Annotated in this window: 20 protein-coding genes and 1 other annotated feature; of the genes, 19 read left to right on the top strand and 1 reads right to left on the bottom strand. The window is 52.6% G+C overall.

Features of this window, described 5'->3' with window-relative positions:
- Positions 1-83 precede the first annotated feature (83 nt).
- The 9 genes from rplK (at position 84) to ACI3EZ_RS04895 (ending at position 9,243) form a co-directional block, all read left to right on the top strand.
- Complete coding sequence (gene rplK / locus ACI3EZ_RS04935; protein WP_283582113.1) at positions 84-509, top strand: 50S ribosomal protein L11; 426 nt, start codon at positions 84-86, stop codon at positions 507-509.
- 95 nt (positions 510-604) lie between these two features.
- Entirely contained in the window at positions 605-1,297 is a 693-nt protein-coding gene (rplA, locus tag ACI3EZ_RS04930) for a 50S ribosomal protein L1 (protein WP_405024348.1), read from the top strand.
- A gap of 112 nt (positions 1,298-1,409) precedes the next feature.
- Positions 1,410-1,529: a sequence feature (ribosomal protein L10 leader region), on the top strand.
- Positions 1,530-1,556: 27 nt separating this feature from the next.
- On the top strand, positions 1,557-2,060 hold the full coding sequence (gene rplJ / locus ACI3EZ_RS04925; protein WP_405024349.1) for a 50S ribosomal protein L10: 504 nt from the start codon (positions 1,557-1,559) through the stop codon (positions 2,058-2,060).
- 48 nt (positions 2,061-2,108) lie between these two features.
- Positions 2,109-2,477, top strand: a complete 369-nt coding sequence (gene rplL, locus ACI3EZ_RS04920) for a 50S ribosomal protein L7/L12 (protein ID WP_405024350.1) — start codon at positions 2,109-2,111, stop codon at positions 2,475-2,477.
- 123 nt (positions 2,478-2,600) lie between these two features.
- Positions 2,601-3,791 carry an AMP-binding protein gene (locus tag ACI3EZ_RS04915; RefSeq protein ID WP_405025736.1) on the top strand — a complete coding sequence of 397 codons (1,191 nt, stop codon included), beginning with the start codon at positions 2,601-2,603 and terminating at the stop codon, positions 3,789-3,791.
- Positions 3,781-4,905, top strand: coding sequence for a thiolase family protein (locus ACI3EZ_RS04910; protein WP_405025735.1), 1,125 nt, complete (start codon positions 3,781-3,783; stop codon positions 4,903-4,905). The genes ACI3EZ_RS04915 and ACI3EZ_RS04910 overlap by 11 nt, the downstream gene beginning before the upstream one ends.
- Positions 4,899-5,651 (top strand): SDR family NAD(P)-dependent oxidoreductase, encoded by a 753-nt coding sequence (locus ACI3EZ_RS04905; RefSeq protein WP_405025734.1) that lies wholly within the window; start codon positions 4,899-4,901, stop codon positions 5,649-5,651. Before ACI3EZ_RS04910 ends, ACI3EZ_RS04905 begins: the two co-directional genes overlap by 7 nt.
- A gap of 72 nt (positions 5,652-5,723) precedes the next feature.
- Positions 5,724-8,330 (top strand): bifunctional lysylphosphatidylglycerol flippase/synthetase MprF, encoded by a 2,607-nt coding sequence (gene mprF / locus ACI3EZ_RS04900; protein ID WP_405025771.1) that lies wholly within the window; start codon positions 5,724-5,726, stop codon positions 8,328-8,330.
- Positions 8,331-8,436: 106 nt separating this feature from the next.
- A complete protein-coding gene (locus ACI3EZ_RS04895) occupies positions 8,437-9,243 on the top strand; it encodes a Cof-type HAD-IIB family hydrolase (protein WP_405025733.1) in 807 nt (268 codons plus the stop codon).
- 59 nt (positions 9,244-9,302) lie between these two features.
- Here ACI3EZ_RS04895 and ACI3EZ_RS04890 read toward each other — a convergent pair whose 3' ends face one another.
- Positions 9,303-10,187, bottom strand: coding sequence for a cation diffusion facilitator family transporter (locus tag ACI3EZ_RS04890; RefSeq protein WP_405025732.1), 885 nt, complete (start codon positions 10,185-10,187; stop codon positions 9,303-9,305).
- A gap of 264 nt (positions 10,188-10,451) precedes the next feature.
- On the opposite strand from ACI3EZ_RS04890, the gene ACI3EZ_RS04885 reads away from it, so the two are divergent.
- The 10 genes from ACI3EZ_RS04885 (at position 10,452) to ACI3EZ_RS04840 (ending at position 21,698) form a co-directional block, all read left to right on the top strand.
- Complete coding sequence (locus ACI3EZ_RS04885; RefSeq protein WP_405024356.1) at positions 10,452-12,089, top strand: phosphoenolpyruvate carboxykinase (ATP); 1,638 nt, start codon at positions 10,452-10,454, stop codon at positions 12,087-12,089.
- Positions 12,090-12,263: 174 nt separating this feature from the next.
- Positions 12,264-12,662 carry a transcriptional regulator SpxA gene (gene spxA / locus ACI3EZ_RS04880; RefSeq protein ID WP_405024357.1) on the top strand — a complete coding sequence of 133 codons (399 nt, stop codon included), beginning with the start codon at positions 12,264-12,266 and terminating at the stop codon, positions 12,660-12,662.
- A 150-nt stretch (positions 12,663-12,812) separates the two neighbouring features.
- Complete coding sequence (locus ACI3EZ_RS04875) at positions 12,813-13,499, top strand: adaptor protein MecA (RefSeq protein WP_405024358.1); 687 nt, start codon at positions 12,813-12,815, stop codon at positions 13,497-13,499.
- A 57-nt stretch (positions 13,500-13,556) separates the two neighbouring features.
- Entirely contained in the window at positions 13,557-14,546 is a 990-nt protein-coding gene (locus ACI3EZ_RS04870; RefSeq protein ID WP_405024359.1) for a competence protein CoiA, read from the top strand.
- Between the two features lie 12 nt (positions 14,547-14,558).
- Positions 14,559-16,364: an oligoendopeptidase F gene (pepF, locus tag ACI3EZ_RS04865; protein WP_405025731.1), complete on the top strand. Its 1,806-nt coding sequence runs from the start codon at positions 14,559-14,561 to the stop codon at positions 16,362-16,364.
- Positions 16,365-16,454: 90 nt separating this feature from the next.
- Positions 16,455-17,402 (top strand): HPr(Ser) kinase/phosphatase, encoded by a 948-nt coding sequence (gene hprK / locus ACI3EZ_RS04860; RefSeq protein ID WP_405024361.1) that lies wholly within the window; start codon positions 16,455-16,457, stop codon positions 17,400-17,402.
- A 15-nt stretch (positions 17,403-17,417) separates the two neighbouring features.
- Complete coding sequence (gene lgt, locus ACI3EZ_RS04855) at positions 17,418-18,254, top strand: prolipoprotein diacylglyceryl transferase (RefSeq protein WP_405024362.1); 837 nt, start codon at positions 17,418-17,420, stop codon at positions 18,252-18,254.
- Positions 18,255-18,314: 60 nt separating this feature from the next.
- Positions 18,315-19,238 carry a thioredoxin-disulfide reductase gene (gene trxB, locus ACI3EZ_RS04850; RefSeq protein WP_405025730.1) on the top strand — a complete coding sequence of 308 codons (924 nt, stop codon included), beginning with the start codon at positions 18,315-18,317 and terminating at the stop codon, positions 19,236-19,238.
- Positions 19,239-19,373: 135 nt separating this feature from the next.
- Positions 19,374-21,098 (top strand): phospho-sugar mutase, encoded by a 1,725-nt coding sequence (locus ACI3EZ_RS04845; RefSeq protein ID WP_405025729.1) that lies wholly within the window; start codon positions 19,374-19,376, stop codon positions 21,096-21,098.
- Positions 21,099-21,410: 312 nt separating this feature from the next.
- Positions 21,411-21,698 carry a WXG100 family type VII secretion target gene (locus ACI3EZ_RS04840; RefSeq protein WP_405024365.1) on the top strand — a complete coding sequence of 96 codons (288 nt, stop codon included), beginning with the start codon at positions 21,411-21,413 and terminating at the stop codon, positions 21,696-21,698.
- The last annotated feature ends 50 nt before the right edge of the window (positions 21,699-21,748 follow it).

The raw sequence follows: 21,748 nt of genomic DNA, 5'->3' as shown, positions 1-21,748 counted from the left end.
ATGCATGGCGCTTCATGCATTCAGTGGGAGGCTGAATTCGACGCAGCCATCCGACCACACACGGATTTTAAGGAGGTATTACCGTGGCTAAAAAAGTAGTTAACGTTGTTAAATTACAAATTCCTGCTGGTAAAGCAACTCCAGCTCCGCCAGTAGGTCCTGCCCTTGGACAGGCCGGAATTAACATCATGGGCTTCACTAAGGAGTTCAACGCCCGGACACAGGACCAGGCGGGCATGCTGATTCCAGTTGTTATTAGTGTTTATGAAGACCGGTCATTTGACTTCATTACTAAGACTCCGCCGGCATCCGTTTTACTCAAGAAGGCTGCTGGTGTCCAGAAGGGTTCCGGTGAACCAAACACCAAGAAGGTCGCTACGGTGACAAAGGATCAGGTGAAGGAAATCGCCGAAACAAAGATGCAAGATCTAAACGCTGCGGATGTCGAAGCCGCAATGCGCATGATTGAAGGTACTGCACGGAGCATGGGCTTCACCGTCGAAGGCTAATCCCATACTTCTCAGTCGGATTTCGGGACGAAAGCCCGAAAATCAGGTGGGAGGTATATCCGATTGACCACAGATTGCAAGGAGGATAATCACTAATGGCTAAGAAAAAGAGTAAGAAGTACTTAGAAGCTGCTAAGCAGGTCGAAGCAGGGAAGTCGTACACGGCTGCTGAAGCGATCGAACTGGTTAAGAAGATTGATTTTGCTGGCTTTGATGCCACCATGGAAGTTGCTTTCAAGCTGAACCTGGACACCAAGCAGGCTGACCAGCAGCTTCGGGGCGCCGTTGTGCTGCCAAACGGAACTGGGAAAGACCAGAAGGTTGTTGTGTTCGCCAAGGGGCCGAAGGCTAAGGAAGCTGAAGAAGCTGGGGCCGACGTTGTTGGCGACGATGACTTAGTTAAGAAAATTCAGGATGGCTGGCTGGACTTTGACGTTGCCATCGCCACACCAGACATGATGGCCCAGGTTGGTCGGCTTGGACGGGTCTTAGGACCAAAGGGCTTAATGCCAAACCCGAAGACCGGGACGGTAACGATGGACGTTAAGAAGGCCGTTGAAGAATCCAAGGCCGGGAAGGTAACGTACCGGACAGACCGCGACGGGAACGTTCATGTTCCGTTTGGAAAGGTTTCGTTTGATGCTAAGGCCCTGGAAGAAAACTTCCAGACGATTTACGACATCATTTTGAAGCTGCGGCCGGCAAGTGTTAAGGGGACGTACGTTCAGCACCTTTCAGTTGCTTCAACGTTTGGCCCAAGTGTTACGATTGACACGGCCACGATGTAAGCGGCTCTAGCACAATAAGACGAAAAAGAGTCCGGGGGACCGGGCTCTTTTTGTTGTGATTTATGTGATGTCTGTTGACGCTTTAAGCAAAACATGGTAACCTCAAGAAGGTCAATTTAATATGATTCTACCTAAGACTCAGGTGGCATGCGCCTTAATATCCTGCCGAGGAGATAATTAATTATCGGAACTCTCTATGTCTTAGTGGATGGAGGGCTTTTTTATTGCCCGTTGACACACTGACTGGGAGGTGAATCAATTGAGTAAGGAAGTTATCGCAAAGAAGGCCGCAATCGTTGACGAAGTTGCAAAGAAGTTTGAAGACTGCGTTGCTAACGTTGTTGTGGACTACCGGGGATTAACCGTTGAGGAAGTTACGGATCTGCGGAAACAGTTGCGTGAAGCTGGCGTTGAGATGCGTGTTATTAAGAATACGTACTTAAAGCGGGCCGTTAAGCAGGCTGGTATCGAAGGCTTAGACGACATTTTCGTTGGCCCAACGGCCGTTGCCTTTACTAACGACGACGTTACGGCACCAGCACGGATTTTGGCTAAGTTTGCTGAGGATCATGAGAACCTTGAATTACGGGGTGGCATGATTGAAGGGAAGGTTGCTTCACTTGAAGAAATTCAGGCGCTCTCCAAGCTGCCGAACCGCGAAGGGCTGCTTTCAATGTTACTGTCTGTTCTGCAGGCACCTGTCCGGAATGTTGCATACGCCGTCAAGGCCGTTGCCGACAGCAAGGACGAAGATGCTGCATAATTGTGCGGCTTAAGCCACGACATTTCATAATAAACGGAGGTAAATAAAATGGCTTTAGATACAGATAAGATTATTGCTGACTTAAAGGAAGCCAGCATTCTTGAATTAAACGACTTAGTTAAGGCAATCGAAGACGAGTTCGGCGTTTCAGCTGCTGCTCCGGTTGCAGCTGCAGGTGCTGCAGGTGCTGACGGTGCTGCTGAGAAGTCAGAATTTGACGTTGAACTGACGGCTGCCGGCGACGCTAAGGTTAAGACAATCAAGGCGGTTAAGGAAATCACTGGTCTTGGTCTTAAGGATGCTAAGGGACTTGTTGACAACGCTCCTTCAGTTATTAAGGAAGGCGTTGCTAAGGACGAAGCCGAAGAAATCAAGAGCAAGATCGAAGAAACGGGTGCTACGGTTACGCTTAAGTAATCAGCCGGTTAAACGATTAGTTCAACCAGCGGTGGTTTTCCACCGCTGGTTTTTTTATTTCTAATCTGCAGCATGTTTGTGTTAACCTATAATCATATAATGTTGACGCAAAGGAGTGGTTTGATGGCGTTCTGCGACAAAGTGGTTACAACGGCAACAGGGGAGTGGCTTTCACCAATGGCAGTTCGCCACCGGGTGGCGGTGCGCAGTAAGGAACTCCGCTCGTCCCGTTCGGTGGTGGTGATTAATCCGGATGATGAGGCAAACGTGTGGGTGGATTGGCAGGCGACCCTGACTAACTACCAAGTGCCGTTTGTTGGCCCGACGAGCGCCCTGCAACGCTTCACGCCGGCGCCGGTTCACTCCCAGCCGCCCGTTTTCCTTGCGTTGACGTCGGGGACGACCAGCGCACCCAAAGTGCTCTGGCGAACGGTGGCGTCATGGACGGCGGGTTTTGCGGCGTGTGCAACAAGTTTTGCGCTTTCCCCGCAGATGACTATCTTTTGTCCCAGTCCCCTGACAACGACGTTGGGGCTCCACTCCCTGATTTTTGCCCTGACGACCGGGCGCCCGTTTACCCGGCAACTGACGGCTATCGGGGAACAGACGGCGCTCTTTGTGGTTCCTGCCTATGTTCAACAGCACCTCGCTGACTTCCCGTGGGCAAAGATTAGGCGGGTGATCCTTTGTGGCGGAACCACCCCGAACGAGTTGGTGCGGCAAATTAAGGCCCAGGCGCCGCACTGTCGCGTGTTTGAAGCGTACGGGACGGCCGAAACGAGTTTTATTGCCACCCAGGAACGGACAGGAGATGAGCACGCGGGCCGGGTCGGACGCCTTTTCCCGCGGGTTCGCGCCACGACTACGGCAGATGGTCGGCTACAGGTGCAATCACCTTACCTCTACGCGGGAACGGCAGCCCATCCCCAGCAGGTTACTACGGTGGTGACGGACGATTACGGTACGGTTGCGGGGCAGAAGGTTACCCTGCGCGGCCGGGCCCACGACATGATCAGTCACGGGGGGAATACCTTCTTACCCCAGGTAATTGAAACCGTCGTCGCCCCGTGGTGCGGTCAGTGTGCGGTGTTTGGGGTGCCGGATCCCACCTACGAGGAGCGGGTGGTCCTGTTGGTGAGTGGGTTACAGGGAACCGTTGCTGCCCTGCGCACGCGCTTACAGCATGACCTGCCAGCGTACATGGTTCCCGCAGAGATCATTCGGGTTGCGGCCATTCCGCTCCATAATCATAAAATTGCGCGGAAGGTACTTTGTCAGCAGTATTTACGGGGAGGGTTTCATGATGAAGGTTAAGATTGTTGCGGCGCACCGGACACCGGTGGGAAAAGTAAACGGCATGTTGCGGCAGGTGGCGCCCGAAGAGTTATACCGCCAGTTAATCCAGGGCCAACGGGAGAAAGGAATCCCCACCACACCTGATATGGTGGTTTTGGGAAACGCTGTTAATCAGGGCGGAAACCTGGCCCGGCGGTGCGCGTTAGCGGCCGGCATTTCTCCAGCAACTCCGGCACTGACCTTGGATTGCCAGTGTGCAAGCGGATTGCAGGCGGTGGTTACCGGAGGACGGATGATTGAAACGGGGGATGCCACGCTGGTTTTTGCGGGGGGAGTTGAGAGTAGCTCCCAAGCATACCGGGTGCAAACGGCGGCCGGGATTTCCTTGAAGCGTTTTCCGTTAGCACCGGAAGGGATGCGCGACCTTGACCCTGGGAGTGTGGCTGACCGGCTAGCAGTTCGGGCGGGGATTACGCGCGCGCAGGCTGACCGCTATGCTGTTCGTTCCCAGCAACGAACCCGCCAGGCTTGGGAAGTTGGGGTGACGGCAACGGAAATTATTCCCGTTAATGGTAGCAGTCAGGATGAGTGCCCCCGGCCGACGACCTTTGCCGGGTTGGCCCGGTTAAAACCGGCCTTTCACCTGGCGGGGGTTTGTACGGCGGGCAATAGTTGCCCAATTAACGACGGTGCCAGCTCGGTGGTGCTGGCGGCACCGACCAGCGATTATCCGGCGCAGGGTTATCTGTTGGGAAGCGCACTGGTGGGTGGGTTTCCGGACCGGTTCTTAGAAACGCCCGTGTCAGCGGTCCAAACACTGTTAGCTAAAACGCGGGTTTCCCCGGAGATGATCGCGGCTTACGAGGTTAACGAACCCTTTGCGGTAGCAGCGCTCTTTTGTCAGCGGCGGCTAGGAATTCAGGCAGCACGGTGGAACCCGTATGGCGGGGCCCTGGCTTCTGGCCATCCATACGGTGCAACGGGGGGAATTTTAATTACGCGGCTGCTTAACTACTTAAACCGCCTTGACCATCCGGCTATTGGAATAGCGGCGATGTGCGTTGCCGGGGGAATGGGCAGTGCTGTGTTGGTGGGCAACCAGCAGGTCGAAAGGTGGTTAGAAGAATGGTAAAACGCATTTTAGTTACCGGGGCAACCAGGGGGATTGGCCGGGCCACCGCCCAAGCGGCCATGAAGCAGGGTTTGGCCGTAATCTTACACGGTCGTAACCGGCACCGGCTAAACCAGGTGCGCCAAACGCTGCTGGCGCATTATCCCCATGGTGAATGCCGGGTACTTTGCTGCGATGTTGTTGACCGTTCGGCAGTTGGTAAGGCGTGTCGGCACCTGCCACCGGTTGATTATTTGGTAAACAACGCGGGGACCGTGGCGGATGCTTGGTGGACGAAGATGACTGCCAGACAGTGGGACACCGTCATTGCAACCAACCTTACCGGGGTGTTCAACATAACCCGCGCGGTTGTTCCTAAAATGCGGGCCGGGGGGGCAATTATCATGATGACTTCCCAGGGGGGACTGTTGGGGAACCCCGGGCAGGCCAACTATGCGGCAACCAAGGGTGCCCTAGTGAGTTTGACGTATACGCTTGCCCGGGAACTAACCCGGTATCATTTGCGGGTGAATGCTGTGGCGCCGGCTGCCCGGACAGACATGACCCGCCCGGTGATGGCCCACCTGCGGGAGCGGTACGGTGGGCACCTTCCTGCTGAATGGCATCTTGGATCGGCAACGGCGGTAGGGCAGTTTATTGTGACGCAAGTTCTTTCCACGCCGCAAACCGGGTGCGTGTTTGCGGTTAACGGATCCCAGGTGGGGTACTGGACCCCCCCGCAGTACCATGATGGTTTTCCCCAATAACGGATGTTCCTTGCAATCTGTCAAATTATTGGTGATAATTGAAAAGACATGATACGAGGAGGAACACGCGTGATTAAGCAAGCGTACGAACGAATTAAGAACTTTATCGGGCAAAACTTTACGGTAATTAAGGTCCTGTTTGCCTTTTCGGTTTTCACCTTTGTTGCATATGAAATTGGCCAGATCTTTAAAAAACTTGATTGGGCCCACGTTGGGGCCAGTTTGATGGCCCGAACCCCCGGAGAAATTATTATTATGCTGGTTGGGGGATTAGTTGCAGTCACCCCGATGTTGGGGTATGATTTCATGATCGTGAAATTCTTGCCAGAAAGTTATTCGGTTCCGTACGTTGTGCGGAGCGGGTGGATTACCAATACCTTCACTAACATTGCGGGGTTTGGGGGGGTGCTTGGTGCCACACTCCGGGCGAACTTCTATAATAAAAACGCGACGAAAAAGCAGGTGCTTTACGCCATCTCAAAGATCGCGCTGTTCTTACTGGCGGGGTTGTCCATCTACTGTTGGATTGCGCTTTTGATGATGTTCGGGGTGGGGATTGGCCACCATTTCCATAACTATGCCGTGTGGTTACTGGGAGGCGGGTTGTACTTCCCCGTGTTGTTTTGCGTGACGAAGTTTAAGGATAACGCCTTTTTCGGGGATTTAACCCTTAAGCGCGAGGTTGGACTAATCGCCACGTCAACGTGTGAGTGGGGGTTAGCGGCCCTGTTTTTCCTGTTGATCGGGACCATCTTACACCCGCACGTTCACTTGGCGGCGGTTTTTCCGCTCTACATAATTGCCGAGGTCGTGGGAATTATCTCGCTAGTCCCGGGAGGCTTGGGTTCGTTTGACGTGTTTATGCTCATTGGGTTAGCAACCCTCCACGTTCCGAGTGCCGTAGCCGTGGCATGGTTGCTGCTATTTCGGCTGTTCTACTACATCGTACCGTTCTTAGTCGGAGTGGCCTTCTTCGCTCATGATTTAGGACACCGGGTCAACGAACACTTCAACGGGTTACCACGGGCACTGTTGCACAAGGGTGCGCATTTCTTGGTGACGGCTTTCATGTACTTCTCGGCGATTTTCATGCTGTTGGAGGCGGCGGTGCCAAACTTTACGCTGAGTAACGGGTTGCTGATGAAACTGGATACGTATACGTTTCTCTTCTTGAATCAGATTTCCAGCATTATCTTTGCGTTCATGTTGCTTGGAATGGCGCGTGGGATTCAAAATAAGGTGAAAAAGGCGTTTTGGCCGACGCTAGTGATTCTGGCAGTGGGAATTATTAACACGCTTATTCATGCGTATACGCTGAGCTTAGCGCTTTTCTTGGCGGTTGTTTTCTTGGCAGTGGTGCTTTCTCGGCACGAACTGTACCGCGAACAGTTACAGTACTCGCTCGCTGAAGTGGTTGTTGATACCGCCATTGTGGTGGGAATTGCTCTTTTGTACGTTGTCGTGGGGATTATCAACGCCCCGAGTACGCTGATTCATCATCACCATCCCCACCACGTACCGCTGCTACTACTGTTTCCGGCGCAGCGCGTGTGGTTATACGGGTTTGTCGGAATCATCATTGCCACGGTGATTTTGGTTATAATCATGAATTACCTGGCATCGGGGACTAATCCGTTCCAGCGTTTTGAGTACGACGAAGCGCGGATTAAACGCGTAATTAACATGTACGGGGGCAACGAAGTCAGCCACCTGGCCTTCTTGCAGGATAAGCACCTGTATTACTACACGGTTGACGGGGAGGATAAGCTCTTCTTTATGTATCAGCTTAAGGCAGACAAACTCATGATTATGGGGGAGCCGGTTGGGGACCAAGAGTACTTGGAAGCCGCCATTAGTGAGTTGATTATGGCAGCGGACCGGTATGGTTACCAGCTGGTCTTTTACGAAATTAACGCCCAGCTGACGTTGTTGCTGCATGAATACGGCTATGACTTCATCAAAACCGGCGAAGAGGGAGTCGTTGATCTTCCATCCTTTACGCTTGCCGGGAAAAAACAACGGGCGCAACGGGCCCTCATGCATAAGTTTGAGCGGGAGGGGTATACGTTTACGATGGAACCCGCACCCGTTTCCGCCCAGTTAATGGCCGAACTGCGGACGGTTTCAGATAGTTGGCTAGATGGACAGGTCGAAAAGGGCTTTTCGTTGGGGTTCTTTGACCCGCATTACGTGAACGAAGCACCGGTTGCCCTCGTGCGGGCGCAAGACGGGACGCTGGTGGCCTTTGCGACGTTGATGCCAATGGATGACGGCACACTCTCCGTTGACCTAATGCGTCATAGTAAGGATGCGCCGTCCGGCATCATGGATATGATCTTTATTAGTCTGTTTCAGTACGGGCAAAAGCACGATTATCAGCGGTTTAATATGGGAATGGCGCCCTTATCAAACGTCGGGGAATCGAAGTTTAGTTTCCTCGAAGAAAAAGCAGCCCATTTCATTTACGAGTATGGCTATAAACTGTACGGGTTCCAGGGACTTCGGGCTTATAAGAATAAGTACGTCACCCGGTGGCGGCCCAAATACACGTCGTACCGGAAGCGGAGCTCGGTGGCGATTACGATGTTGCAGTTGATTGCGGTGGTTAACCGCAAACGGCTCCAACAAGGCGCGCGTGCACCGCGGACGCTTCTGGTGCCCAAGTTTTTGCAGCGTTAATCAGGTATTTAAACAACCACGTAACCGATTACATTTATCCGGTAATTCGGGCGTGGTTTTTGTTATAATCAAAGAAAGGGTTACAGCTTAATCGGGGGTGTGAAAAATGCAATCAGTTCCGTTTCGGGCGGTCGCCGTTGATATGGACGGGACCTTTCTTGATGATCATAAGCGGTTTGACGAGGACCGGTTTGCCCGGGTCCTTGCGGCACTGCAAGAACACGATATTCAGTTTATTGTTGCAAGCGGGAACCAGTATGAGCGGTTGGCGCAATACTTTGCGGCGTTTCCGGCGGTAAGCTATGTTGCGGAAAACGGGGCGCACATTACCGGCCCCGGGATGGAGCCGATCCGCCACTTTGTTCCCGAAGACGTAGTGACTACCATTGTCACCCGGTGTCTTGACCTTGGGCTTGCGCCGATGGTGTGTGGGGTGCGGCACGCCTACGTTGCCCAGAGTGCCCCGGTGGTGCTCCGAAAGCGGGCGCACTATTACTGCCCGAACCTAGTAGAGGTAGGTGCGCTTGCGCCACTTCCAGAAAAAACCATTTATCAGGTTACCGTCAATGTTGCCCTTGAGGATGAACAGCGGGTGGTTGCCACGCTTACCAGGGGATTAAAACAGTGGGTCACGGCCTGTCCCAGTGGTAACGGAAGCATTGACCTGGTTGCCCCGATAGCAACGAAGGCGCAGGGGTTGGCGACGTTGTTGGCGCATAGTGGTCGGCAACTAGCAGACCTGATCGCATTTGGTGATGGTGAAAACGACCTGGAAATGTTACGAGCGGCGGGGATTAGTTATGCGATGGCGAACGGTAGTCCGGTAGTTCGGCGGACAGCCCAGCTAATTGCGCCGAATAACAACGAGGCGGGCGTTCTCCAGGTATTGGAACGGTATTTAGGATTGGATTAATAAAAAGGGACTGCGTTAAAAATGGCAGTCCCCTTTATTATTTTTGTCTATCCTGGAAATTAATGGTCAATATTAAACATCCGTTCGTTTTGGCCGCGGTGGCACTCCGCCTGAATGGTGACGTGGTTGATATGGTACTTCCGCCGGAGGAGCGCCCCAATTTCCTGGTACAGCTGTTCGGCTTCGCTCAAGCGAATATCGTCACAGTTGACGTGTGCTGAAAAAATAACCCGGTGCTCATCGATGGACCAGGCGTGAACGTGGTGAACGGCATTGACCTGGGGTAGGGCGGTGATGTCCCGGATGATGGCGTGGTAATCAAGCCGGGGCGCGCGCTGCATGAGAATGCTGGTGGTTTTTTGAATGATTGGCAGGGCCTCGTACGCGATGTAGAGGGCCACGGCTACTGAAACCAGCGGGTCTAACCAGTGAACGGGCCACACCATGAGAATTAATCCGGTGATGGTGACCCCAATTGAACTCAGTCCGTCCGCTAAGACGTGCAGGTATGTTGCTTTGATGTTAAGACTCGTTGTGCTGCCTGCGTGCAGGAGGGCCGCTGATACTAAGTTAGCGACCGTACTAATGATTGCCACTCCCGTCATTACTTCACCGTTTACGGAAGTGGGGTGTAACAGGCGTTGCAGGGCGGCCCCGATGATAAAGAGCGCCATGACAACAAGTAACCCCGCGTTAAGGAACGCCGAGATGATCTCCGCCCGACGGTAGCCAAAGGTTTGCTTGGCGGTACCGGGACGGCGCGCCAAGCAATGGGCCCCGTAACTAATGACAATGGTAACCGTGTCGCTGAGGTTGTGGCCGGCGTCAGCAAGTAGCGCTAAGCTTCCGGCGAACAGGCCCCCTAAGAATTCAAAAACGGTAATAAGGGCATTAAGTAGTGTTACCCCCAAAAAACGTGCGGGGTGCACGTCCTGATGATGCATGGTAAAACCTTCTTTCGTGTAAGTCTATTCCACGGAATATGATACGGGGTGGAGGGGAAAAGTTCAATGGCGACCCGGCGGAAATGGGGATATATGTGATGATTATCATTAATTTATATAGTTGTTAAATCCCTGAATAATTGCGATTTAAGCGTTGTTTATCCATAATTAATTAAAATATTCACAAATACCTTCCAGCGTGCTATACTAAGCGTATGGAAGCGGTTTTTTGCGTCCAAATTTATAAAAGGGATAGTGGTTAATATGAGTACACGCAGAAGTTTCACCGAGAAGGACATTACGAAGAAAAACCCAATTTTCTCCCGGATGCGGACGACGGTGGAAAGTGCGTTTTATGAAAATAACATGCATCATGTGACCGACGTTGCTTCGGCGTATTACTTGGCAAAAAAGGCGCCGAACACGATTGTGACGGATATTCCAATTAAACACACGGACGATCTGGGATTACCTTCTGATGCCGTGCAGCTGGTTGATAATCACGGGGGTGTGGTTGGCCGAACGGCGGCCGCCCGGCGGTTATTAAATGATCCGACGGTGGATGAGGATGAAATGATGAGCGTTTTGCGGGAGGCCATTTACGGCGGGCATGAGCATAACTTCTACAAGACCGATGTTTACGTGGGATTGGACGAAGACTTCATGGTGGGGGCCCACCTGGCCGTACCGGAAGGGTTTGAGATGAACTTGCTCTCGTACATGCTTAATTTCCAGCCGGTTACTGAGGAATACCGTAAACGCTACGCGAACTCCCGGCAGTACGATGAAGGGGACATCTACATTTACGCGAACCCGTACTGGCATGATGACCGCTTCCCACAGGGGTTAGCTTTGTTTGATCCGGAGCATAATGTTGCTGCTATCCTGGGGCTGCGGTACTTCGGTGAGCTTAAGAAATCAACCTTGACCCTGACGTGGGCCACGGCGCACCGGCATGGTTACACCGCGTGCCACGGGGGCGAAAAGGCGTTCCACTTTAAGGACAAGGATGATCGCGTCTTTGCCGTTTATGGCCTGTCTGGTTCCGGTAAGTCCACGCTGACGCACGCAAAGCACAACGGTAAGTACGACATTACCGTATTACACGACGATGCCTTCGTCATTTCCCGGGAAAACGGCTCGTCCGTTGCCCTTGAACCGTCGTACTTCGATAAGACCAACGACTACCTGCCGGGGACGCGGGAAACGACCTACTTCACCACGGTTATGAACTGTGGGGTAACAACGGATGCGGATGGCAAGCGGGTGCTGGTTACGGAAGACCTGCGGAACGGGAACGGCCGGACAATTAAGACGCGCTATGCCTCCCTTAACCGGGTGGACAAGGAACCTGCCCCGATTGACTCCATCTTCTGGATTATGAAGGACAACAGCTTACCGCCGGTTGTACGGCTAGAGGATCCGGCGCTGGCTGCTACGTTTGGGGCTACGTTGGCAACCAAGCGGTCCACTGCTGAAAACGTGGCTGATCACAATGCCCTTGTTATCGAGCCGTTTGCGGACCCGTTCCGGGCATACCCACTGGCCGAAGATTACCACGATTTCAAGGAGTTGTTCGCTAAGCAACACGTTAACTGTTACATCATCAACACGGATAACTTCTTAGGCAATGATATTAAGAAAGAAACGACGCTGGGGATTCTCGAAACCCTGGTGGACGATAAGGATCAGTGGCAGGCGTTTGGCCCGTTGCCTCATATGAGCTACATGCCACTGGACGGCTACGAGGTTAACTTTAATGATAAGGACTACGTTGAAACGCTAAAGGCCCGCTTCGAAGTGCGGTTGAACTGGCTCAAGCAGTATGAGCAGAGCCACGCCGGGGAACAATTACCAGCCGAGTTGTTGACAAGCTTGGCAACGTTAATTGATAAGTTATAATTCCCGAAAACCAGGGAGGTGCGGGGAGTTAATTTGACGATTAAAACGTTACTTGTAAAAAATAACGATTAAGTTTGTAATAAATTCGTTATAAAGTGTGCGGTTGCTTCCGGAATGGACTATAATAGAGACAGTCGATGACGGATAACGGTTTATAAAGTAAGGAGCGGTCGTATGGTAACGTTGTATGTTTCGCCAAGTTGTACGTCATGTCGGAAAGCACGGGCCTGGTTACAGGAACATGAAATTCCGTTCACTGAACGGAACATTTTCTCCGAACCGCTCACTGTTGATGAGATTAAGCAGATTCTTCAGATGACTGAAGATGGGACGGAAGAGATTATTTCGACCCGTTCGAAGGCATACAAGCAGTTGCACGTTGATTTGGACGACCTACCGATGGGAGAGTTGTTCGATATGATTCAGCAGAATCCGGGGCTTCTGCGGCGGCCGATTATTATGGACGAGAAACGGCTCCAGGTTGGCTACAATGAAGATGAGATTCGGCGGTTCTTACCGCGGGAAGTGCGGGCACTTGAATTACGGCAAGCACAGGAACTGGTCGAGTACTAATCGCTCAACGGTGACTTACCGTTCGAATGACGGGCGGACATGCATCATTGCATGTTCGCCCGTTTTTAGTCACTGAGTAGGGGACTTTCACCCCGACACAAAAACGGGTATGATGGGTACTAAGGAGATTGCGGACGGAAGGTGAGTTAGATGGAAGTCGAACGGGTCAATGAGCGCACGATTCGGGTGCTTTTAGGAATGGACGACCTCGAAGCGCATGACGTCACCGTGCTGGACCTTTTGGGAAACCAAAAGGAAGTTGAGCGGTTTTTTTACCAGATTTTGGCTGAGGTTGATACCAACCACGAGTTTCAGGATAACGATGCGGTGACGTTTCAGATCATGCCCAACCGGCACGGGCTGGAGTTATTCATCACCAAAGTGGATGTTGATGAGGATGGCAAGCCCAAGGATGAGCCGTTGTTGGGGGTACCACTGGCGGCAAATGACGCTGCCCATAAAGATTCTGGTGATGGCGATGTGCGCCGAACAACGGTGGCAGCTGACGAGGAGAAGTCAGCCACTTCTTTGACCCATGAACCCCATCATTTGGTGTATGCCTTTGCAACGTTTTCGGCGGTTCAAACGCTTGCTCAGGACATAGATGCGAGTGCAGTGGTATCGCACTTGTATGCTTTGGATGATCAGTATTACTTAGACGTGGTTGTCTACGACGACGTTTTGGGAACCACCGGGCTGGCCACCCTCCGGGGAATGCTAGCTGAGTACGGCGACCGGGCTGTCCGGCTGACTGGCGCCATGCTTCGGGAGCGGGGACGGTTACTCTTACGGGATTCGGCCCTCCAGCTGGTTCGGCACTATTTTCCTGTTGATTAATAAAAAATACGAAATTGACCGTCTCTTCGCCTATTTATGGGGTGAGGGGGCGGTTTTATGAACTGGGCATACGATAATCAGCATCGACTCATTACGGCTTCTCAAGCACAACCGAAGCAGCCGTACTGGTGCCCACGGTGCGGGGTAAGCCTGCACGTACGGCGGGGAAGGGTTAACCGGGCGTATTTTGCCCATCAGGCCCGGTCAACTGGCGTTGGTCGGGGAGAGACAACGCAACATGCGAGTGGTAAGCAGCAATTGGTCACTTTAGTGCGGCAAGCGGGGTATCCCGCCGTCCTTGAACGGTCCTTACCGGCTAGCCACCAGCGACCAGATATTCTGGTGGGGCGGTGGGCACTTGAGTACCAGTGTGCGCCGCTCTCTGTAGAGGCGTATTGTCACCGCATGCAAGGATACCAACAAGCCGGGGTCTTTGTGTTGTGGTTGTTGGGGTCCCGGTATACCCTTAGGCGGACCCTTTCCCGGCAAGTGGCCCAGTTTTTACGCTGGCGGCCCCAGTTGGGGTGGTACCTGACGTATTACGATGTTTCTCGGCAACGGTTAGGGGTAGCGTATGATTTATGGCAGGCGCCGTTTTTACCACTCCGGGTGCGGTGGTTTTGGACGAAGCGGTGGGATGAGTTCGTTACGTTTATGCGGACGCCGCGAACATTGCCGGTTCCGGTTGTTCCGGCGACCGCGATTATTCATCAACAACGGCAACTTAACTGGCGGTGTCAACAACCTGGATGGTGGCTCAGACGACTGCAGGTGCAATGTTACCAAGCGGGCGTGCCCCTGACAATGCTGGGGGCGTTTATTGGGCAGACATATGCTGCTCCGCTATACCAGCATGGTGGGTTGGAGTGGCGGGTAGCGGTGGCTCTCCAATGGCTTGGTCGGCCCCAGCTGTCAGTACGGTTGCGGGTGTGGCCGGGAATTACGGGGGCACAAGAAGCGATGGCCGCTGACTATCAGCGCCTGTTAACAGCACTTTCTCAGTGTACAAACTCCCCGCTAATCGGTAGAATAAAAGCAAAAAAGTAAGGACGTGATTTGATGGTTGTTGAGTTACCTTCACGGGCGGACGTCGCCCCGGAACTAAAGTGGGATTTAACGTTAATTTATGCAACGGACGATGCGGCCCAGCAGGCACTCGTAGCGATTAAGGAGCGAGCCGAAGCGTTTGGTCAGTATCAGGGGACCCTGCAGCAGGGCGGAGCGGCCCTGTTAAAAGCCCTTCAGGCGCTACTTGCACTTAACCGCCAGACGGAAAAACTGTACGTGTATGCTGAAATGAAAAACGATCAGGATACCACCAACGCTCAATATCAAGGGCTCTTTGCCCAGGTGGAACAGCTGATGACCACGGTGGCTCAGCAAACGGCATGGTTCCAACCAGAACTGGTCCAGCTCACGGACGCCCAGCTTAATCAGGCGTTGGCAGACGAACCGGGATTGCGGGAGTACCAGCACCTACTGGAACAATGGACGAGTGAACGGGACCATGTTTTACCGGTGGCGCAAGAGCACTTATTAGCCGGGGCCCAGTCCATTTTTGGCGGCCCTGAACGGATTTTTGGAACGTTAAGTAATTCGGACCTTGATTTGGGAACGGTGACGGACGCTGATGGGGTTAAGCGCCACCTGTCAGACGGGGTGTATGCCCAGCTGCTAGAGGCAACCGATCCGCGGGTTCGCAAAGAAGCGTTCACACAACTGTACCGGGTGTACCAGCAGTTTGCGGCAACGTTTGCGACGACTCTTGCCACCCACGTGCAGATGCACAACTATACTGCGCAAGTGCACCGTTACCCGGATGCCCGGACGGCCGCTCTGGCAGAAAACCACATTCCGGTTAGCGTGTACGACCAGCTGGTTGATCGGGTAACGGCCCACCTGGATTTACTCCACCGGTATGTCCGGCTGCGGCAACGGGTGCTGGGCCGGCCCGTTCACATGTATGACATGTACGTGCCGTTGACGGGGGAACCATCCTTAAAGTTTACTTACGATGAGGCTAAGGAAATGGCCCTCAAGGCGTTAGCCGTTTTAGGCGATGACTACTGCCAGCACGTTCAAGAAGCGTTTGACCGGCGGTGGATTGACGTGGTGGAGAGTAAGGGAAAACGGAGCGGGGCATACTCCAGTGGAATGTATGATACCGCCCCGTACATCCTATTAAACTGGCAGGACACACTGGAAAACCTCTTTACGCTGGTGCACGAGATGGGCCACAGCATGCACAGTTACTACACAACCCATACGCAACCGTATCAGTACGGGGATTACGCTATTTTTGTGGCCGAGATTGCATCTACAACTAACGAAAACCTGCTGACCCAATACTTACTGAAAACGCAAAAGGATCCGGCGGTGCGGGCATACGTGCTCAACCACTACCTGGATGGCTTTAAGGGGACGGTCTTCCGGCAAACCCAGTTCGCCCAGTTTGAACAGTGGTTACATGAACAGGACGCCGCTGGTCAGCCCCTCACAGCGCAGCGGATGGCTGAGTACTACGGCCAGCTTAATCAGAAGTACTACGGAAACGCCGTGGAAAACGATCCGCAGATTGCCTACGAGTGGACACGGATTCCCCACTTCTATTACGACTTTTACGTTTACCAGTACGCAACCGGGTTTGCGGCGGCCACCACGTTAGCCCAGAATATCTTGGATGACGACCCGCAGCACACAACGGCATACCTGAATTACCTCAAAGCTGGCAGCAGCGACTACCCGTTGAACGTGATGCGGCAAGCGGGAGTTGACATGACCCAGCCAGCCTACTTGGAGCGGGCGTTTACCGTCTTCGATGAGCGCCTCACCACCCTCGAGCAGTTACTTGGGACAGATGCCTAGTTTAGGGATGTTCTAAATTGCGCTTTTTGTTATGATTAGGATAACGGGTTTTGAGAGGAGAGATTCGTTAACTTGTAGGGGGGTAAACCAATGAATCAGGTAAGTGTTGCGGAACTTGTTGAAGCAAACAACCTCATTGTGTACTACGGCAAAAAGTTCTTAAAGGAGCGCTTTGTCACAACGAGTGATATTTCCCGGCCGGGGCTCGAGTTGACCGGCTACTTTGATTACTACCCGGAGGAGCGGATCCAGCTTCTGGGGATGAAAGAAATTTCCTATGTACAAAAAAAGCCGGCATCCGAACGGGCGCGGGACATCGAGCGGCTGTGCGGTCCGCACACGCCGTGCTTCGTCGTTTCCCGGATGCTGCCGGTACCCGCGGAGCTGGAAGATACGGCCCGGCGGCATCAGCTTCCAATCTTGCGGACTAAACTGGGCACTTCTAGGGTGTCCTCAAAAATGTCCAACTACCTCGAAGGGTGCTTGGCTGAACGAAAGTCAATGCACGGGGTATTGATGGACATTTACGGTTTAGGTGTGCTCATCACGGGGGATTCGGGGATTGGGAAGTCCGAAACCGCCCTTGAATTAATTAAGCGGGGGCACCGGTTGATTGCCGATGACCGGGTCGACGTGCACCAGCAGGACGAACAGACAATCATCGGGGAGGCGCCGAAGGTTCTTCAGCACCTCCTTGAAATTCGGGGGATCGGTATTATTGATGTGATGAACCTGTTTGGGGCCGGGGCGGTCCGCCAGTCCACGGATATTTCATTAATCGTTCACCTGGAAAACTGGTCCAAGGATCAGCAGTATGATCGGTTAGGAACCGGAGAAAAGATGGTGCCAATTTTTGAAGTGGAAATTCCTCAGATTACCATTCCGGTTAAGATTGGGCGAAACGTCGGCATTATCATTGAGGCGGCGGCGATGAATTACCGGGCTAAGATGATGGGTTACGATTCCAGCAAGGCGTTTGAGCAAAACCTCCGCGAACTAATTGCCCAAAACTCCGCGGTTGATAACCAGGATGACTAGCTTTAAAGAAGAGAGATGGAGAGAATGTTAGCTGCGTTAAACCCGAATGCCGTTCAGTTCGGGCCGTTTCGGATCCGGTGGTACGGCATTATCATCGCGTTTGCAGTGTTGTTGGCGGTGTTCTTATCAGTTCGGGAAGGCCGGCGCCGGGGAATTAAGGAAGACGACATCTACGACTGCTTGTTATGGGCCCTTCCGGTGGCGTTAGTGTGCGCCCGGGCGTATTACGTAGTCTTCCAGTGGAAGTATTATTCCCAGAACCTGGCACTGATTCCGTGTATTTGGGACGGCGGGATTGCAATCTACGGCGGGCTAATTGGGGCCCTCGTTACGTTAATGGTGTTTTGCCACCGGCGGCACATTAATTTGTGGTTATTACTGGACGTGATTGCCCCGACCGTTATTTTGGCGCAGGGGATCGGTCGCTGGGGGAACTTCATGAACCAAGAGGCCCACGGATACGCGACCACCCTGGCATTTTTACAAACCACCCTGCACCTCCCGCACTTTATTGTGAGTCAGATGTGTATTCACGGGGTGTACTACCAACCAACCTTTCTGTACGAATCGGTGTGGGATGTTTTGGGATTCATCGTGTTGATCTCCCTGCGGCACCGGAAGCACTTTTTTAAGTGCGGCGAGGTTGTTTTGAGTTACGTGATGTGGTATTCGGTTGGCCGGTTCTTCATTGAAGGAATGCGCACGGATAGTCTGATGTTAGGGCCAATCCGCGTATCCCAGTGGTTATCGGTGCTGTTTTTTGTGGGAGCTTTGGCGCTAATTATTTATCGGCGGCGCCGGCAGCCTGCTAATCCCTGGTACCTCGATCAAGGTGAGCAAAAGGCTTCCTAAAAGTAAGCTAAGCCCGTATAATGAGTAAGCAGTTTAGTAGGTAATAAGGAGGGTTTTGGAATGACAAAGGAATATGACGTTATTATTATTGGCGCTGGTCCGGGCGGGATGACCGCTGCTTTGTACGCATCACGGGCAAACCTGAAGGTATTGATGCTTGACCGGGGGGCGTACGGTGGGCAAATGAACAACACCGCCGCCGTTGAAAACTATCCGGGCTTTAAGTCCATTTTAGGACCGGATTTGGCTGAGGAGATGTACCAGAGTGCCACCCAGTTTGGGGCGGAGTACGCGTACGGAACGGTGACGGCGGTTAAACTGGCCGGGACCGACCGGATTGTGGTGACGGATGACGGGGAATATCATGCCAAGGCCGTGATTGTTGCTACCGGGTCTGAAAACCGGAAACTAGGTGTTCCCGGTGAAGAAAAGTACAGTGGCCGGGGGGTTTCCTACTGTGCCGTTTGTGACGGGGCCTTTTTCCGGGACCGGAACGTGACTGTCATCGGGGGTGGTGATTCCGCCGTTGAAGAGGCGATCTACCTTACACAGATGGTTAAGCACGTTAACGTTGTTCACCGGCGTGATCAGTTGCGGGCGCAAAAGGTGGCGCAGGAGCGCGCCTTCAAGAACGAGAAGATTGACTTTACGTGGCATTCCAACGTGATTGCCATCAACGGGGATGAGCAAAAGGTTACCAGTGTTACGGTAAAAAATAACCAGACTGGAGCAGAAGAAGAGGTCCCGACAGCGGGCGTCTTTATCTACGTTGGTAACGTGCCGATGACCGCCCCGTTTAAGGCGCTTGGCATTACCGACGAGCACGGTTGGATGGTCACCGATAACCGGATGCGGACGAAGGTTCCAGGGATCTTTGCAATCGGTGATGTTCGCCAGCACCAGCTTCAGCAGATTACCACGGCAGTTGGTGATGGGGGAATTGCCGGCCAAGAAGTCTTTAGCTACCTTCAAGAACTGAATTAGGATGAAGTTAATTAGTTAACGGCAAGGCGCTGTTAACTAATTTTTTACTAAACGATTGTGTATCCGCTTAACTGTGGTAAAATAGGGGCGGTGAATCGTACACTAGTATGATTTGAAAGCGAGGAGCTGAGATTTATGAGTTGGAAAAACACATACGAAGAATGGGATAAGCAAACGCTCGTGCCTGATTTGCGGCAGGAGTTAGATAGGATGAAGGGAAACGATGAAGCATTAGAGGATGCCTTTTATACGCCGTTGGAGTTTGGAACGGCTGGCATGCGCGGCGTTCTTGGTGTGGGAATTAACCGGATGAACGTTTACACCGTTCGGCAGGCCACGGAGGGGTTAGCAACCTTCATGGATACCCTGGATGAAGAAACTAAGCGGCGCGGGGTGGCAATCAGCTATGATTCCCGGCACCATTCCCAGGAGTTTGCGTTTGAATCCGCCCGGGTCTTAGGGGCCCACGGAATTCCAACGTACGTGTTTGAAAGTCTCCGGCCGACCCCGGAACTGTCGTTTACCGTCCGGCACCTCCACACGTACGCCGGCATTATGATTACGGCTAGCCATAACCCGAAGCAGTACAACGGGTATAAAATCTACGGTGAGGACGGTGCCCAGATGCCGCCGAAGGAATCAGACATGATTACCAAGTACATCCGCGCGGTCACTGATTTGTTTGCCATTAAGCTGGCTGACCAGGATGCCTTAATTGAGGACGGTATCCTGCAGGTAATCGGTGATGAGGTTGACCAGGCCTACCTGGCGGAGGTTAAGCAGGTAACGATTGATTCGGAACTGGTTGCCGAAGAGGGGAAGACGATGAAACTAATCTTCACGCCCCTCCACGGAACGGGTGCCATGATCGGGGAAAAGGCACTCCGGCAAGCTGGCTTTGAAAACTTCACGATGGTGCCACAACAAGCCCAGCCGGATGGCGACTTCCCGACGGTGGTAAAACCAAACCCGGAGGACCCGGAGGCCTTTAACTTGGCGATTGAACTGGGGAAAAAGGAACAAGCCGACCTGTTAATTGGGGTTGACCCGGATGCTGACCGGCTTGGAGCGGCAGTCCGGCAGCCCAACGGCGAGTACCAGCTGCTGACGGGGAACCAGATTGCAGCGGTCATGCTGAATTACATTCTAAAAGCGCGTAAGAACGCCGGTACACTGCCGGCCAATGCGGTGGCCGTAAAGTCCGTTGTTTCTAGTGAATTTGCGACGAAGGTGGCTGCCAACTACGGTGTTGGGATGATTAACGTATTAACCGGCTTCAAGTTTATCGCCGAGCAGATTCACAACTTTGAACTGCACCATGACCACACGTTCATGTTTGGGTTTGAGGAAAGCTACGGTTACCTCGAGCGGCCGTTCGTCCGGGACAAGGACGCCATTCAGTCACTGGTTATGCTGGCGGAAGTGGCGGCGCACTACAGGAAAGAGGGTAAGAACCTCTACGACGGGCTGCAGGAGCTCTTTGCTGAATACGGCTACTTTGCTGAAAAGACGATTGCCAAGACGTTTGACGGGATTGAAGGGGCCGCTGAGATTAAGAACCTTATGACGAAGTTGCGGGAAGAAAGCCCGGTTGACTTTGCCGGCGTGAAGGTTGCGGCCGTTGAAGATATTCAGGCGGGGACCAAGAAGTACGCTGACGGGCGGGTCGAAAAGATTGACCTGCCGCAATCCAACGTGCTGAAGTACTACCTAGAAGATGAAACGTGGATTGCGGTACGGCCGTCCGGAACGGAACCGAAGATTAAGTTCTACATCGGCACGCAGGCGGACACACAGGCGCAAGCGCTGGAGAAACGGGATGAGTTTGAGAGCGCCATTAACGCCTTTATTGCCGGGTAGGAATAACTGAATAACTGAGTTTAGCACCCCCAAGGAGGACTTTTTGGCTCCTCCTTGGGGGTTTTATGATGAGCGCAAAACACCGGTTGGGGTTACTTTACCCGAAAAAACGCGAATGTTCTGGGTAAACTAGGGGGTAAATGTCAGTTCGTTTTTCATATGTAGTAGTTCCGGTGAATACCTGACATAGCAATCATTGCACATAAATATTAATGAATTTTATCAATCATATTGACATACAAACTATTGAAGAATACACTACTAGTGCAGTGTTACTTTTTTTTTTTTAGGTAGACTAAGGAGGATAAATTTATGGCATTAATTAAAATGACGCCAGAGCAGATGCAGCAGTACGCAACAAAGTACGGTCAGAGTTCCCAACAGATTTCCGACATGCTGGGACAATTAAAGTCGCTCCAGTCACAGATTTCCGCTGACTGGCAAGGGCAAGGGTTTCAGCGGTTTGACCAGGAATTCAACCAGCTGTGCCCGAAGATCCAGCAGTTCGCTCAGCTCCTACAAGAAATTGATCAGAAGCTGAAGCAGTCCGCTCAGGCAATGAGTGATACCGACCAGCAGATTGCTTCGCAGTTCAACTAAAACGCGGGGTTATCAGTTATGCTGACTGGTAGCCCTTTTTTTGGTGAGGT

This window comes from Ligilactobacillus sp. LYQ60 (genome assembly GCF_045033015.1).
Classification (GTDB): domain Bacteria; phylum Bacillota; class Bacilli; order Lactobacillales; family Lactobacillaceae; genus Ligilactobacillus.
The sequence above is the reverse complement of the archived record's forward strand: the minus strand, read 5'-3'. Positions and strand labels throughout refer to the sequence as shown.

What these genes read in the sequence shown, in the direction of transcription:
- rplA (WP_405024348.1), top strand. Translation starts at nt 605, where the DNA reads ATGGCTAAGAAAAAGAGTAAGAAGTACTTAGAAGCTGCTAAGCAGGTC.
- rplL (WP_405024350.1), top strand. Translation starts at nt 2,109, where the DNA reads ATGGCTTTAGATACAGATAAGATTATTGCTGACTTAAAGGAAGCCAGC.
- ACI3EZ_RS04915 (WP_405025736.1), top strand. Translation starts at nt 2,601, where the DNA reads ATGGCGTTCTGCGACAAAGTGGTTACAACGGCAACAGGGGAGTGGCTT.
- ACI3EZ_RS04910 (WP_405025735.1), top strand. Translation starts at nt 3,781, where the DNA reads ATGAAGGTTAAGATTGTTGCGGCGCACCGGACACCGGTGGGAAAAGTA.
- ACI3EZ_RS04905 (WP_405025734.1), top strand. Translation starts at nt 4,899, where the DNA reads ATGGTAAAACGCATTTTAGTTACCGGGGCAACCAGGGGGATTGGCCGG.
- ACI3EZ_RS04895 (WP_405025733.1), top strand. Translation starts at nt 8,437, where the DNA reads ATGCAATCAGTTCCGTTTCGGGCGGTCGCCGTTGATATGGACGGGACC.
- ACI3EZ_RS04890 (WP_405025732.1), bottom strand. Translation starts at nt 10,187, where the DNA reads ATGCATCATCAGGACGTGCACCCCGCACGTTTTTTGGGGGTAACACTA.
- ACI3EZ_RS04885 (WP_405024356.1), top strand. Translation starts at nt 10,452, where the DNA reads ATGAGTACACGCAGAAGTTTCACCGAGAAGGACATTACGAAGAAAAAC.
- spxA (WP_405024357.1), top strand. Translation starts at nt 12,264, where the DNA reads ATGGTAACGTTGTATGTTTCGCCAAGTTGTACGTCATGTCGGAAAGCA.
- ACI3EZ_RS04875 (WP_405024358.1), top strand. Translation starts at nt 12,813, where the DNA reads ATGGAAGTCGAACGGGTCAATGAGCGCACGATTCGGGTGCTTTTAGGA.
- ACI3EZ_RS04870 (WP_405024359.1), top strand. Translation starts at nt 13,557, where the DNA reads ATGAACTGGGCATACGATAATCAGCATCGACTCATTACGGCTTCTCAA.
- pepF (WP_405025731.1), top strand. Translation starts at nt 14,559, where the DNA reads ATGGTTGTTGAGTTACCTTCACGGGCGGACGTCGCCCCGGAACTAAAG.
- hprK (WP_405024361.1), top strand. Translation starts at nt 16,455, where the DNA reads ATGAATCAGGTAAGTGTTGCGGAACTTGTTGAAGCAAACAACCTCATT.
- lgt (WP_405024362.1), top strand. Translation starts at nt 17,418, where the DNA reads ATGGAGAGAATGTTAGCTGCGTTAAACCCGAATGCCGTTCAGTTCGGG.
- trxB (WP_405025730.1), top strand. Translation starts at nt 18,315, where the DNA reads ATGACAAAGGAATATGACGTTATTATTATTGGCGCTGGTCCGGGCGGG.
- ACI3EZ_RS04845 (WP_405025729.1), top strand. Translation starts at nt 19,374, where the DNA reads ATGAGTTGGAAAAACACATACGAAGAATGGGATAAGCAAACGCTCGTG.
- ACI3EZ_RS04840 (WP_405024365.1), top strand. Translation starts at nt 21,411, where the DNA reads ATGGCATTAATTAAAATGACGCCAGAGCAGATGCAGCAGTACGCAACA.